The sequence below is a fragment of the Pseudomonas sp. KH_050 genome, assembly GCF_057838875.1.
On the sequence record NZ_CM174478.1, the window covers coordinates 2,172,258 to 2,187,798 of the forward strand.

The following is a 15,541-nucleotide window of genomic DNA, read 5'->3' on the forward strand; positions in this document are numbered from 1 at the left end:
AATATTTTTCAGTCGTCGCCGGGGGGAGCGCGCGCTGAAGTGCACGGGGAACTTGCAGCTCGCCGGGTAAAACGCCGCTGGGGCGATCATGCACTGTGTGCGGCTGATTAGATTGATCAATATTTGATCGCTCGCTGTTCAGCGAGTATATAGAGGCAACCTCGGCACTGAGTTGGACTCAATCAGTGCTTGCATTTTTCGCCGCGTTTGCACCTCGCGAAATTCCACGACCCGGACATCGTGAGAAGGCCGGTTTTGTCCAGCTCCACGGCTTTTCAGGGTTCCCCTTTACGGGCTTGACAGCGTATGATTGCGTCAATCAAATCAATACTATAGACCCTGAAAACAGCAGGTGGGTATTTTTGCGGGTCTGAAGAAATATTGTTTGTCCAGTGTTTATTAGAATCATCAGAGTCAAAACTTATTAAATGTAGATAACTTTCCCAGCCATCGGGTCAATGGATGTTGACTGTCGTTCAGCCATCATACGAAGTGATGGTCTTATCGCCGGGAATTTAAAAAGGGTGGATTTAGCAATGCACAAGAAAGTTGCAATTATAGGGGCTTCGTTCCGTTTTCCAGGCTCCACTTCTGCAACTTTTTGGCCGGATTTGCTGGCGGGGCGAAATTTCATTACCGAGGTGGATTTTTCTCGTTGGTCCAAAGACGAGTTCTTGCACCCGGACAAAGCCCATCCCGCGACTTCCTATACCTTCGCCTCGGGCTCCCTGGGTGACATCTCCACCTTCGACGCCGGCTTTTTCAATATTTCTCCCCGTGAAGCGGCGGTCATGGATCCGCAGCAGCGCCTGCTGCTGGAACTGGGCTGGGAGGCGTTCGAGAACGCCGGGGTCAAACCCTCGAGCATGCGCGGCAGCGACTGCGGGGTGTACCTGGGGATCGCCAGCACCGATTACGCCTATCGCCTCGCCCACGACCTGGGCACGATTGAAGCGGCTACCGCCACCGGCAGTACCTTAAGCATCGCGGCCAATCGCCTGTCGTTTTATTACGATCTGCAAGGCCCGAGCATGGCCATCGATACGGCCTGTTCTTCTTCGCTGATTGCCTTCCACCAAGCGTGCCAGGCGATTCAGAATGGCGACATCGACCAGGCGATTACCGGCGGCATCAGCCTTCATCTGCACCCGTTCGGCTTCCTGATCTTTTCCAAGGCCTCGATGCTCTCGCGCACCGGGCAATGCCACGTGTTCGACGAGTCCGCCGACGGTTACGTCCGCTCCGAAGGGGCCGGGCTGTTCTTCCTCAAGGATTACGACAAGGCAATCGCCGACGGTAACCAGATCCTCGCCGTGGTTGCCGGCAGCGCGGCCAACACCGACGGCCGAAAGTCCAGCCTGACGGTGCCGAGCGCCGATGCGCAGATTGCCCTGATGACCCAGGCCTATGCCACGGCAGGCATTGCCCCGACCGACATCGATTACCTCGAAGCCCACGGCACCGGTACCCCGGTCGGCGACCCGATCGAAAGCCGGGCCATCGGCGAAGCCCTGGGCCAGCAGCGCCCGGCGGATCAACCACTGCTGATCGGCTCGATCAAAAGCAACATCGGTCACCTGGAGGCGGCCTCCGGGGTCGCCGGTCTGATGAAGGCGCTGTTCTGCGTGATTGAACGCAAGGTCCCCGCGACCATCGGCATCAACAAGCTGAATCCGAAGATCCCGTTTGCCGAGCTCAATCTCAGCGTGGTCACCGAGACTCAAGCGCTCAAGCCGAGTGGCAAGCTGGTGGTCGGGGTCAACTCCTTCGGTTTCGGCGGGGCCAACGCCCACGTCATCCTGCAGAGCCATGAAACCCCGGTCGCTGTCCAGGCACCCGTTGCCAGCGCTCGTTCGGTGCCCTTGATGGTCACTGCCAAGGACAGCGCCGGGTTGGCCGCCACCGCGGAACAACTCGCGCAGTTCATCAGCGAAAGCACCGAGGCAAACCTCTACGACGTCGCCCATCAGGCGCTGTTTGGCCGGGATTTGCATCCGCGGCGGCTGGTGGTTTTCGGCGCCGATGCGCAGGAGAGCGCCCAGGCACTGGTGGATTTCGCCGCGGACCCCGCGGTCTCGGCTTTGTCTTCGGTGGTCGAAAGCGGCACCGCCCTCGAACAACCCAAAGGCCCGGTTTTCGTCTACTCGGGCAATGGTTCGCAGTGGCAGGGCATGGGCAAGTCATTGCTCGCCGACAGCGTGTTCCGCGCCGCGGTTGCCGAAGTCGACGGGATTTTCCAGCCGCTGTCGGGTTACTCGCTGCTCGCCGAACTGGCGGGCGAGAATGGTGACGAACGCTATAGCTTGACCGAGATTGCCCAGCCAGCCTTGTTCGCCCTGCAAGTGGGCGTCACCCGCATGCTCGCCGAAAAAGGTCTGTCGCCGGTGGCTGTCATCGGCCATAGCGTCGGCGAAGTGGCGGCCGCCTGGGCCTGCGGTGCACTGACGCTGCACGACGCGACCCGGGTTATCTACCATCGCAGTCGCCTGCAAGGCTTGACCAAAGGTTGCGGGCAGATGTCCGCGGTGGGCTTGTCCGGTGCGGACACCGCAAACCTGTTGCAAGAGCTCGGCCTCGACAGCGAACTGGTGGTCGCCGGTGAGAACAGTTTCAAAGGCGCTACCGTCGCCGGCGCGGTTGCCGGCCTCGAGCGTCTGGAACAGGCCCTGGGCGAGCGGCAGATCTTCGTCCGGCGCCTGGGCCTGGACTATGCCTTCCACTCGCCAGCGATGAATGTCATTCGCGACCGGGTCATCGATGCGTTGAGCGACATCGCCCCCGTTGCCAGCCATATCCCGATGTATTCGACCGTGACCGGCGGCGTGCTGGCCGGCGAGCGTCTGGACGCCGAGTACTGGTGGCAGAACATCCGTAACCCGGTGCTGTTCCAGTCCGCCAGTGAAGGGCTGACCGAGCTCGGCTACAACGTGTTCGTCGAAGTCGGTCCACACCCGATCCTGCGTTCCTACGTCACCGATGCCCTGGCCCGTCACGAACTGCAAGGCGCGGTCATTGCCACCTTGCTGCGTACCGAGGAATCGCCGCAGTTGATCGATCGCACCGTGGCGAAGGTCTTGATCGCCGGCGTCGAGACCGATTTGCAGTGCCTGTTCCCGCGCAGCGGTCGTTTCGTGCAGCTGCCCAATTACGCCTGGCAACGCGAGCGTCATTGGTACGCCGATACGCCCGAGACTTCCGGCAAGCTGTTCCGCGACCGCGTCCATCCGTTGTTGGGCTATCCGGTGCCGGGGCACGAGCTGACCTGGGAAAACCGTCTGGACACCCAGCTGTTCCCGTCACTGGGCGATCATATGGTCGGCGACGCCGTGTTGTTCCCGGGCGCCGGTTTCACCGAGGTGGCGCTGGCAGCGGCGCTGCAGTACCAACCTGGTGAGTACGTAGAAATCGAAGAGCTGGAAATCCACAGTCCGCTCTTGCTCCATCCGGATTCCAGCAAGAAACTTCGGGTGCAGATCGACAACGCCGATGGCGCCGTTTCCATCGAGTCGCGCAGCACCTCGCAGGTCGAGCAGTGGGTCCAGCACGTCGTCGCCAGACTGCCGGGCGAAGCGCGCGGCGGGATGCTTGCGCGCAGTGCTCCAGAGCTGCCGACCCGCGCCGTCGATTTCACCTCGGCCGAGCACCTGGCGCTGACCCGGGCGGTCGGCCTCAATTACGGTCCGGCGTATCAGGCGATCGACGGCGGCTGGATCGATGGCCATCAAGTGTTGGCGCGGTTGAACTTGCCAAGCGTGATCGAGACCGAACTGCCGACCCTGAATCTGCATCCGGCGCTGCTGGACAGTGCCTTCCAGTTGATCACCCAGCTGCTGAGCAAAGACCTCAGCAACCGCAAAGGCCTGGCCTTTATCCCGGTGAAACTCGGGCGGATCACCTTCGCCGCCGGCAGCCAGCCGCCTTGCCTTGCCGAAGTTCAGCTGGTGCGCCGCTCGGAACATTCACTCCTGGCCGACTTCACCTTGTATGACGCTCAGGGCCAGGCGGTCATCAGCATCAAGGATGCGCGTTTCCGCGGCGTGCGCCTGCAGAGGGACCGCAGTGGCGACCTCAAGCTGGTGGACTTTGTCGGGATTGCCAAACCCTGGTCGGTCGCCGGTCGCGCATTGCCGCTGGCCGATTCGCTGCTGGGCGCAGCGCTGCAACAGCACCTGGCGGCGGTGGCCGATGATCCGGCGCTGCTGCGGTATGCCAATGAAATCGATCCGCTGCTCGACAGCCTGTGTGGCAGTTTCCTGTTGGAAGCCATCGAACAGCTCGGCGGTGAACTGACTTCGCAGCAACGCTCGACCTGGTGCCAGGAAGCGCAAGCGCTGTCCGGTTATCTCGATCACCTGCTCGAACAGGCACTGGAAGATGGCAGCCTGGTCGCGGTCGGTGACGGCTGCTGGCGCGTGGCTGACCAGGGCGAGCGCCCGAGCGCGCAGGAAATCTGGCAGGAGCTGTTCCGCAGCTACCCTGAACACTTCCAGATCATCCATTCGGTAGGCCGGATCGGCACCCATCTGCTGGCACTGCTCAGCGGCCAGGTGAACATTGCACAGCTGCTGCCTCGGGAAACGTCGCCAGCGCTGCTGACCCGCCAGGTGCTCGGCGCCAGTGGTTATCACGCGCTGTTGGCGTCGGTCCGGGCGCACATCGCCCAACGCTTGAGCGTGCTGCCCGAAGGCCAGCGCCTGCGGATTCTCGAACTCGGTTTTGGCGGAGCACCGCTGGCGGTAGATATCTGCGCGAGCCTCGATTTCGACCGGGTCGACTATCAGTACTGCGCGCAAGATCTTGATCAGGTGTCGATGCTCCAGGCCGACTTCCCTGATCTGCAAATACTCAATCTGGCCGAGGCTGCGCAATTGCCCGCGCTGCCGGGCAACAGCTTCGATCTGGTCCTCGCACCGACCGACCTGGCGCCGCTGGAAACCATCAGCGCAGGGCTGCGTCATGGCGCCGCCCGGCTTTGTGCCCAGGGTGAACTGCTGCTGTTGGCGCAACACCCCGCGCTGTGGGCCGATTTCACCTTCGGTGCCGAGCCGGGCTGGTGGCTTGCCGGGCCTGCGCAGCAGGCGCTGTCGGTGCAACAGCGGCCGGATTTCTGGCAACAGGAATTGCGTCGCCACGAGCTGAAAGTCTCCGAGCCTCTGGAGTTCATTCCGCACTCGGCGTCTGGCAGCTATGTGCTGGTGGCCGCGGCGGACCCGGAGAAAACCTTCGAGGCCGAGGTTTTGCCCCGGCAGAACTGGCTGCTGGTCGCCAGCGAGCAAGGCCCGGAAGCGCCATTGGCCCAAGGCCTGGCCTCGGCGCTGCGCGAGCAGGGTCATGAGGTGGCGTTTATCGCTGCGGGTTCGGCAACGTCGCTGGCCGCGCAATTGCGTCAAGGTCCGGCGGCACCGCAACATATCGTGATGCTGTCTGGCTTGTTCGCCACCCAAGGGCTCAATGCCCAGGCCGACCGCTGCATGCTGGCCGCGGCGATCACCCAGGCCTGCGAATCCGTGGGGATAACCCCGGATTGCTGGTTGCTGACTTCTGGCGCCGCCGCCCAGCTGTTGCCGCGCAGCGCTCAGCGCCACGGAAGCGTGCAAGGTTTTGCCGATTCGGCCCTGTGGGGCTTCGGTCGGACCCTGGCCAACGAAGCGGTCGGTTGCCGCGTCCGGCTGCTCGACCTGGCCGAAGGCGCGGGCGTCGAAGCCCTGCTGCCGGCACTGCTGAATGCCGATCAAGAGACCGAATTCGCGATCACTGCCACCGGCGAGCGCTATGTTTCGCGTCTGCGAATCCAGCCCGATGAACTGACAAGCGCTGCCCTTGAAGGAGCGCCGGAGCAGGTCAAACTCGGCTTCGATCTGCCCGGACAACTGCGTAATCTGCGGTGGGAAGCCCGAGCGCCACTGGTGCCGGCAGGCGATGAGCTGGATATCGAAGTCCAGGCCACCGGTCTGAACTTTCGCGATGTGATGTACGCACTGGGCCTGCTCTCCGATGAAGCCATCGAAAACGGCTTCTCCGGTCCGACCCTGGGCTTCGAATTTGCTGGTGTGGTACGCGGCAAGGGCGCTCAGGTCGAAGGCGATTTCCAGCCGGGCGACCGGGTCGTCGGTTTTGGTCCGTCGAGCTTCGCCAACCGCCTGATCACCAATGCCAACGCTGTGGCGCGGATCCCTGAAGGCATGTCCTTCGAAGCGGCCGCGACCATCCCGAGTACCTTCTTCACGGTCTACTACGCGCTGCATTACCTGGCGCGCCTGGAACCCGGCGAGAAGATCCTCATTCACGGCGCGGCGGGGGGCGTCGGCATTGCCGCGATCCAGATCGCCAAATGGGCCGGGGCTGAAATCTACGCCACCGCCGGCAGTGACGAGAAACGCGACTTCCTGCGCCTGCTCGGCGTTCAGCATGTGTTCGACTCGCGCTCGCTGGCGTTTGCCGATGACATCCTGGCGGTCACCGGCGGACGCGGAGTGGACGTGGTCCTCAACTCCCTCGCCGGTGAGGCGATCAACCGCAACCTGCGGGTGCTCAAGCCGTTCGGGCGGTTCCTCGAACTGGGCAAGCGCGACTTCTACCAGAACACCAAGATCGGCCTGCGGCCGTTCCGCAACAACATCAGCTACTTCGGCATCGATGCTGATCAGCTGATGAGCGAGCGTCCGCAGCTGACCCGGCGCCTGTTCGGCGAAATGATGGAGCTGTTCCGCGACGGGATTCTGAGCCCGCTGCCGTATCGCGCCTTCGACGCCAATGACGTCGTCGAAGCCTTCCGCTACATGCAACAGGCACGGCAGATCGGCAAGATCGTCGTCACCTACCGCACGCCGATCCAGCACGTATACACCGCGCCGGCCAGTCAGCCAGAGACCCTGCAGCTGTCTGCCGCAGGGACCTATCTGGTCACCGGTGGCCTCAGCGGCTTTGGCCTGCGCAGTGCGCAATGGCTGGTCGACAAAGGCGCTCGCCACCTGGTGCTGCTTGGCCGCCGTGGCGCGGCGACGCAAGAGGCGCAGCCGATGCTTGCGGCATGGAGCGAGCAGGGCATCGAAGTCCAGGCGCTGGCGTGCGACATCACCGATGCCGCGCAACTGGCGGCGGTCATGGCGCGGATCGAAGCGGGTGGCAACCCGTTGCGAGGCGTGGTGCATGCGGCAACCGTGTTCGATGACGGGCTGATCCGTAACCTGACCCAGGAACAACTGCAACGTGTCTTGGAACCCAAGGCCAAGGGCGCGCAATACCTGCATGAGTTGACCGCGCAGCTGCAACTGGAATTCTTCGTGTTGTTCTCCTCGGCGACCACCTTGTTCGGCAATCCCGGGCAGGCCAACTACGTCGCGGCCAACCATTGGCTGGAAGCCCTGGCGCGCCATCGCCTGGCCCATGGGTTGCCGGCCACCAGCGTGCTCTGGGGCGCGATCGACGACGCCGGTTTCCTCGCGCGCAACCAGGACATCAAGGACGCTTTGCAAAGTCGCATGGGCGGCGCCGCATTGCAGTCGCAAGTGGCCCTCGACACCCTTGAGCGGCTGCTGTTGCAGCAGCGTTCCGGGCTGGGGGTGCTGGAGCTCGACTGGAAAGCCCTGTCGCGCTTCCTGCCGGCCGCCGGATCGCCGAAGTTCAGCGAACTGGCCCGGTTGCATGGCGGCGAGCAGGACGACGAAAGTGACGTGGATGACATCCAGCGCCTGCTGGCGGAAATGGATGACCAGGAGCTGACTGAACTGTTCGGCGAAATGCTCAAGCAGGAAATCAGCGAAATCCTGCGCTTGCCGACCAGCAAGCTGGACATCAACCGCCCGCTTCAGGAACTGGGCCTGGACTCGCTGATGAGCGTCGAGCTGGTAGTGGCCGTCGAGGAACGCTTCGGCATTCGCTTGCCGGTCATGGAATTGAGCGAAACCTCGAGCATTGCCAAATTGACCGGGCGGATTCTCGAGTTGCTTCGCGGCAACCAGGAGCATGACGCGCAACAGGATGCCGGGACCAACCTGCAGTTGCTGGCGGCCGATGCACTGTCGCGCCACGGTGCCGAGCTTTCCGGGGAGGACCTCGCCCAACTGAGCGATGGCCTGCGTGACTTGAAACCTACTCGATTGATTAACTGATCCGGACTATGACCACTAAAACTTCGCCAGGGCTTGCGACTTCGATGAAAGACAAGCTGATCCAGCAAGCCCTGGAAAAGCGCATGCGGCAGACCAGCACTGTCACCCCGGCCGCTTCGCTGCAAGGGGTGAAAGGCGCCCTGCAGGAGGTGCCGGAACAGTTTTATCGCTTCGACAAGCATCCCGGGTACCAGCAGTTGCGCGTCATGCTCGATGGTGCGGCGCGCTTCGGGCTGGCCAATCCGTTTTTCAAGCTGCATGAAGGCCTGGCGGGCGCTGAAACCGTTATTCGAGGCAACAATTATGTGAATTTCGCCAGCTACAACTACCTGGGGTATTCAGGGCATCCGGTTGTGGCTGAAGCAGCCAAGGCGGCCATCGATCAGTACGGGACGTCTGTCTCGGCCAGCCGTCCGGTCTCGGGCGATCGGCCGATCCATCGTGAGCTGGAGCGCGAGCTTGCCCAGCTCTACGAAGTGGAAGAGGCCATTACGTTCGTCAGCGGCCATGCGACCAATGTGACCACCATTGGTTACCTGTTCGGCCCGCGTGACCTGGTGCTGCACGATGAGCTGATTCACAACAGCGTGCTGCAAGGGATTCAGTTATCCGGTGCGCGGCGGTTGAGCTTTGCCCATAACGATTGGGAAGCCGTGGACCGTTTGTTGAGCGATCAACGTCAGCATTTCGAGCGGGTATTGGTCGTGCTCGAAGGCATCTACAGCATGGACGGCGACTATCCCGATCTGCCGCGTTTCGTCGAACTGAGGAAAAAACACCGGGTGTTTTTGATGGTCGATGAAGCTCACTCGCTGGGCGTCATGGGCGAGACCGGCAAAGGTATCCGCGAGCACTTCGGCCTGGCCGGAACGGATGTGGATATCTGGATGGGCACCCTGAGCAAATCCCTGGCCAGCTGTGGCGGCTACATCGCGGGCGAGGCGGCGCTGGTCGAGCACCTGAAATTCCTCGCCCCGGGTTTTCTCTACAGCGTCGGCATGCCGGCCCCGGTTGCCGCCGCCGCGTTGGCGGCCTTGCGTTGCCTGCGTGAGGATGGCGAGCGGGTTGCCACCCTGCAGGCGCGTGGCCGGCAATTCCTGCAACTGGCCAAAGAGGCGGGGCTGGACACCGGAACCAGCACCGGTCTGGCGGTGATTCCGGTCATTACCGGCAGCTCGCTGAAGGCCACCCAGTTGTCTGGCGCATTGTCCCGCCGTGGTATCAATGCCCAGCCGATTCTTCACCCGGCGGTGCCGGAAAAAGCTGCCCGTGTGCGTTTCTTCGTCTCGTGCCAGCACACCGAACAACAAATCGCCGAAACCGTGATTGCAGTGGCCGAGGAGTTGAAGCGATTGTAGGTTTTGATCCTGATCCTGTGGGAGCAGGCTTGCCCGCGACGGCGGCCTGACTCTCACGCATGACACCGATCCCCCGGGTAGGAGCTGCCGAAGGCTGCGATCTTTTGATCCTGATCTTCGGCGGCCTTCAAATCGCCAAAAGATCGCAGCCTGCGGCAGCTCCTACGCCGACCGGGTACACCCGCCATATCTGGCTAACGCCATTCCCCCGACCGGGTACACCCGCCATATCCGGCTAACGCCATTCCCCGACCGCGGCATCCCGAATTTCACGGATGCACCCAATCCCCCGACCGCGTCCCCCGGATTCACGGATTCACCCAACCCCCCCGTAGGAGCTGCCGAAGGCTGCGATCTTTTGATCTGCCGACAATTTCGAATAGATACGACATATCCTGAAAATGGTTTCTCAGACCAACGCTCTAGAACCAGCTAGTTTTGTCCGAGTCATAGACCATCAGGAGGGCAATGGATTGCCTATCGCCGCCAATGGATGTCGTTTGCGTAAAGCACGTCTGTCCGAAGTCAATCGTATTTATCTCCTGACCGCTGTGGTCTATCAGCGTCAACCCGTGTTCAGCGACTGGCGCTCGGGGCGTCTGGTGGTCGATCAATTCAGGCAAGCGGACGAAAGTCAGCTGGCTACGTCGCTGGCGTGGGTGGTGATGCCTGATCACTTTCACTGGTTAGTGCAACTGCATCACGGCACGCTGGCTGAGCTGATGTGCCGGGTAAAGTCGCGCAGCAGTCTTGCGATCAATGCTCTGAATCGATGTAGCGGTCGAGTTTGGCAGCGGGGTTATCACGACAGGGCGCTGCGCCGGGATGAGGATGTGAAAGCGGCGGCCCGCTACATAGTGATGAACCCGCTACGCGCCGGGTTGGTAAACAAGGTGGGTGATTACCCGCTTTGGGATGCCGTGTGGCTTTGAGCGTTGTCCCCCGGGTAGGAGCTGCCGCAGGCTGCGATCTTTTGATCCTGATCTTCGGCGGCCTTCAAATCGTCAAAAGATCGCAGGCTGCGCCAGCTCCTACGCCGACCGGTTACACCCGCCATATTCTGGTGAATGTCGATCCTTCGGTTGCGGGCACACGAATTTCACGGATTCACCCAATCCCGGACTGCGCGCACCCCGAATTTCACGGATTCACCCAATCCCCCGGACTGCGCGCACCCCCGGATCTCACGGATTCACCCACCCCCGTAGGAGCTGCCGCAGGCTGCGATCTTTTGATCCTGATCTTCGGCGGCCTTCAAATTGTCAAAAGATCGCAGGCTGCGCCAGCTCCTACGCCGACCGGTTACACCCGCCATATTCTGGTGAATGTCGATCCTTCGGTTGCGGGCACACGAATTTCACGGATTCACCCAATCCCCCGGACTGCGCGCACCCCCGATCTCACGGACTCACCCAATCCCCCGGACTGCGCGCACCCCCGGATCTCACGGATTCACCCACCCCCGTAGGAGCTGCCGCAGGCTGCGATCTTTTGATCTGATCTTCGGCGGCCTTCAAATCGTCAAAAGATCGCAGGCTGCGCCAGCTCCTACGCCGACCGGGTACACTCGCAATATTCTGGTGAATGTCTATCCTTCGGCTGCGGGCACACGAATTTCACGGATTCACCCAATCCCGGACTGCGCGCACCCCGAATTTCACGGATTCACCCAACCCTCCGGACTGCGCGCACCCCCGGATCTCACGGATTCACCCACCCCCGTAGGAGCTGCCGCAGGCTGCGATCTTTTGATCTTGATCTTCGGCGGCCTTCAAATTGTCAAAAGATCGCAGGCTGCGCCAGCTCCTACGCCGACCGGTTACACCCGCTATATTCTGGTGAATGTCGATCCTTCGGTTGCGGGCACACGAATTTCACGGATTCACCCAATCCCCCGCCGACCGTAGGCTAATCCTGTTGTACCTGGCCAACGGCAAACATCCCTTTGAGGTATCGGCGTACCTGGTGGTAGCGCGCAAAGGAGCTGTCCTGGGCCGTGCTGTGTTCGAGGGCCTGCCAGGCGCTGCAGGGCAGGTTCATGCGTCGGTCGGTGTAGCGCGGGTAACGCAACAGCGCGGCGGCGACCAATTCATCCAGGGTGATCCGGCGGGTGCGGCGGGGCAGGGGGTGGTGGTCTTTGGTCAACCCCCAGCCGGCATAGAACGGCGCGCCATAGGTCACCACTTCGCGTTCATGCAGCAAGGCTTCGAAACCCGCCAGCGAATCCTGCGTATGGACTTCATCAACTTGCGCAAACAGGTGCGCGACATCCCCCTCGGGCACCAGCTGATCGGCAAACTTCATGACCTGCTCGCGAGCCTGGTTACCCAGGCGCTTGCCAGTCGCCGGCTGGTAGGCAATCCAGGCTTGCGGTGCAGCGGCGCGTACCTGTTCAAGTAGCTGCAGGTCGCTGAGCAACGGGTCTTCAAGCTGACCCGCAACCAGAATTCGTCGCTGCCCTGACGAGGCTGTAACCTGCTCAGCCATCGGCTCGACCCTGGCAACAATTCGCTCACGCAACCGACGCGCCTGCGCAAGAACGGCCGGATCAAAATCCCCCTGCTGCAGATCGGTTTCCAGATCGCTCGGGCGACTGGCCTCAAAGTGAATCCCGCTTCGGTCCAGAACCAGCGACCCGGCTCGCGCACCTTTGACGCGCAGGAACCCCTGTTCCAGGCGCCACAGCGGCAGGCCATGGGCATCGGCCCGGGCCTGCAGGTTGTGCGCTTCGGCCGTGGCCCATACCAGCAATTTACCGCCCTGGCGTGCGACCTGCGGCATCAGCTCGCTACGGTCCCGGGCAAAATCCAGACTGCCCCACCGACTGGTGAGGAAACGCCGGACACTCGATTGCTTGCGCCGAGGCACTCCCAGCACGGTCAATGGGCCGGCAAACAGCGTGTCCTGTGCCTTTTGTCGGGCCAGCTGATGGGCCACGGTCATCACATCGCAGAGTTGCTCGGTCAGTGGATCGACGTACCGGCAATAGCGAATGTAGGCCGCCGCCACCAGTTGCTCCAGGCTGGGCCGGGCTTGCCGGCGCGGCATGGCCAGGCGGTCATCGGTCAAACCCCAGCCGGCATAGAAGGGCAGGCCGAAACAGGTCACCGGAACGCCCTGGATCAACGCCTCCAAGCCAGCCTGGCTGGTGGCGATGTAAACCCGCGCGGCGCGTCGGGCCAGCGAAGCCCAGGACAGGTTGCGGCTTTCCAGGGTTACCCCGCGCTCAATCGCGGCGTCCAGCAGGCAGCTTTTCTTGTGCCCGCTGAGGCAATCCGGATGGATCCGTACCCGCACGTCGGCGCCCGGATTTTCCGCCAGCGCGGTGTCGAGCATGCGGATGAAATCCGCCTCACAGAGGCCACCGCCGGGAATCGAAAAATCGCCATAGGTCTGGTCCACCACCAGAATCAATCGCGACTCGCGCCCCAGCGGATCGTCGTCGCTCAGGTCTGGTGCATTGTTGTATTTGCCGATGCCACTGCTGCGCATCAACGCAATCAGTTCCGCTGCCGTCGCCAGTTCGGCGGCGCTCAGTTGCTCAGGCTGCTGCAGGATGTTTTCCAGTAGCGACGGTCGATCGGCCAGGTAGTGGATGCCGATCGGATCGACCACCATCGACATCGGCGTATCGCCTTCAACCCCGAGCGAAGACGAGCGCAGAAAGCCGTCTTCCAGCGCGATGTAAGGAATTCCCCAGCGCTTGCAGAGCACACGGGCATGATCCGATGAGCGCTTGTAGCCAATCCCGGCAATGCCCTTGAGGCCTTTGGGCGGCTTCTGGCCTCGGCGCCACAGCCAGAAGGGCGCGCCTTCCGGACCGAGAAACTGAGTCAGGTGAAAGACTCTCCAGAGCACCCACTGCGACATGATCCCGACCCAGCCCGGGCCCGGCACCAGCGATTCGACAACGGCGGTGGATCGATTCATCTCAGGGCGGCTCATGGTCGAGAAGTCAGCGAACGGCGCATGTTGATCACCGCCGGGAAGGGCAGCAGGCGCGCGAGCCAGTTCACCGGGGTGGTGCGGACTCTGATGAAACCCTGCTGTAGGTAGAGCTGTTGTGCCGAGTGGTTTTTCAGCTGGACCTCCAGCTCGACTTTCTCATACCCGGCTTGCCGCGCCTGGGTGAAGGTCTCTGCCAGCAGCGCGGTGGCGATACCTTGCTGGCGTGCCGGCTTGATCACGCGCAAGCCATGCAGATAAAACCCGTAGTACCACTCGCGGCTCTCGGCGATGCTGAACAGCGCGTAGCGCCATACGCCCTTCAGCCAGCCGAACTCCCGCCGGAAAGGTTCCAGCCCCGGCGAAAAGGGCCCGCGCCGGTGGTGCTTGAACGAGGCATAACCCAGAGCAGAGGAATCTCGATACGCCAGCAGAATCCGGTCCCAATTGATCGACCGGGCCAGCAAGCGGTAGCGACAGGCTTCATCGCCGAGGATAAACGCCAGCGAGCCGCGCCCCGAAGTGATCAGCCGCGCAACCGCTTCGTCGCGCTCCAGCAGGCTGGAGCCGAGGACGATCCGTAGCGGCGCGTTCGCCTGTTCAGTCATGGGATTCTGTCTGGGCCTGGCCCGCGTGTTTGACGACGCTCTTGCCTCGACTCAGCTGCTCGACGAAGGTCTTGGCCAGATGTTCGACTGCCATGGCCTTGGGGGCGCTGGCAGTGCGCGCGGTATTGCTCCAGATGAAGTACTCGGTATCGCCATCGGGAGCGCCCAGCGCGGCATAGACATCCGGAAGAATCGGCACATGGTCGCCAAAGAAGCACAGCCCGACCGGATGGGTCTGAGCCAGCAAGTGGTCGCGCAAGCGGCCGAGCATCCGGTCGGCATTGCCCAGGTGTCGCACATAGGGGCCCAGATCACGCATGCCATCGAGCAGCGGCCGATCGAACCAGCTCGGCAGCTCGGCCGCGTCGAGGTTTTCCAGGTGCAGCGGGCCGTGGTTTTCCATGGTCACCGCGTGGATGTACAAGGGTTGAGTGCGCGAGCGGTCGCCCAGCAACTCGATGATCTTCTCGGCCACCGCGCAATCGCCGATAAACGGCCCGGCCTTTTGCGCGTCATTGAAGCTGCGGACATCAATGAACTCATCGAAGCCCAGCGCCGGCAGCACCTTGTCCCGACCGTAAAAACTGCCGACGTAAGGATGAACGCATACGGTGCGATAACCCCTGCGCTTCATCTCGCTGGCGATGCTCGGCAAGCCTTGGCGCGCCAGGTGGCGGTAAGGGTTGAAGCGATGGACGCCGAGCTTGTCACCGGCAATCCCGCAGAGAAAGGCGAACTCGGTGCGCACGGTATTCGCGCCCCAGGCCGCGACCTGCAGGCGGCCCTGGGCCAATGCCTCGTCGCGCAACAGGTCATAGTTGCCCAGCACCTGCTCACGAATGCCCGGCCACAGCCGACGAACATCAAAAAACGATTCGCTCTGGATCGAGACCAGGTCGGGCAGTGCCGCATTGGTCGAAGGCGTATTCGCGTGACGCGGATCGAGGGCAAACGGCGAGTGCAGTTCGTCGATGACCACCTTGCGCCGCGCCGCGCAAAAGTAGGTCCACAAACTGCCGGCCAGGCCCCAGCGAGTCAGATCCAGGCTGGCGTCGTAACTCGGTTGCAGCGGCTTCCAGCCACCGAGGACCAGCAGCACCACGCCGCCCAGCAGCACGGCCGCCGCCACCGGCAAGGCATCCGCGGCCGCCGGCTCGAAATACAGTCCGCAGGCCAGGTAGGCGATAAACCCCAGCGCCAGAACCGCCGCCTTGCCGATGCCGAAGAACGGCAGGTACAAGCGCGGATAGCGCACCGCATCGCTGAAGTACTCGAAGTCGGCGCAGACGAAAGGCTCGCGCAGCGAGTGGTATTTGGTGTTGCTCACCAGCACGATCAACAGCCAGAGCGCGAGCACATTTACCGCGCTGAAAAACGGCCGCCCGGTGATGGCGTAGAGCGCGGCCACCGCGAAACACCAGGCGCCGGCATGCAGCAACCAACTGCGCAGGGGCCTGCGCAAAACGGGCCGCGGCACCAGCAACATTTCCATCGCGCAGGAGATCAGGAACCCGACCGA

The 15,541-nt window shown here is 62.4% G+C and carries 6 protein-coding genes; 3 read left to right on the forward strand and 3 right to left on the reverse strand.

The features are described from left to right. The first annotated feature begins 536 nt into the window (after positions 1-536). The 3 genes from AC3IUA_RS10010 (at position 537) to AC3IUA_RS10020 (ending at position 10,401) form a co-directional block, all read left to right on the forward strand. Positions 537-8,111: an SDR family NAD(P)-dependent oxidoreductase gene (locus AC3IUA_RS10010; RefSeq protein ID WP_489360475.1), complete on the forward strand. Its 7,575-nt coding sequence runs from the start codon at positions 537-539 to the stop codon at positions 8,109-8,111. Between the two features lie 8 nt (positions 8,112-8,119). After that, complete coding sequence (locus tag AC3IUA_RS10015) at positions 8,120-9,469, forward strand: aminotransferase class I/II-fold pyridoxal phosphate-dependent enzyme (RefSeq protein ID WP_489360477.1); 1,350 nt, start codon at positions 8,120-8,122, stop codon at positions 9,467-9,469. A gap of 473 nt (positions 9,470-9,942) precedes the next feature. Further along, positions 9,943-10,401, forward strand: a complete 459-nt coding sequence (locus AC3IUA_RS10020; RefSeq protein ID WP_489360479.1) for an REP-associated tyrosine transposase — start codon at positions 9,943-9,945, stop codon at positions 10,399-10,401. Between the two features lie 976 nt (positions 10,402-11,377). Here the strand turns inward: AC3IUA_RS10020 and AC3IUA_RS10025 are convergent. Genes AC3IUA_RS10025 through AC3IUA_RS10035 form a run of 3 tightly spaced genes read right to left on the reverse strand, consistent with a single transcriptional unit; the run spans position 11,378 to position 15,514 of the window. Continuing rightward, a complete protein-coding gene (locus tag AC3IUA_RS10025) occupies positions 11,378-13,399 on the reverse strand; it encodes a capsule polysaccharide biogenesis protein (RefSeq protein WP_489360481.1) in 2,022 nt (673 codons plus the stop codon). Positions 13,400-13,410: 11 nt separating this feature from the next. Continuing rightward, entirely contained in the window at positions 13,411-14,022 is a 612-nt protein-coding gene (locus AC3IUA_RS10030; RefSeq protein WP_489360483.1) for a GNAT family N-acetyltransferase, read from the reverse strand. Then, entirely contained in the window at positions 14,015-15,514 is a 1,500-nt protein-coding gene (locus AC3IUA_RS10035) for an LTA synthase family protein (protein ID WP_489362295.1), read from the reverse strand. Before AC3IUA_RS10035 ends, AC3IUA_RS10030 begins: the two co-directional genes overlap by 8 nt. Positions 15,515-15,541 lie beyond the last annotated feature (27 nt).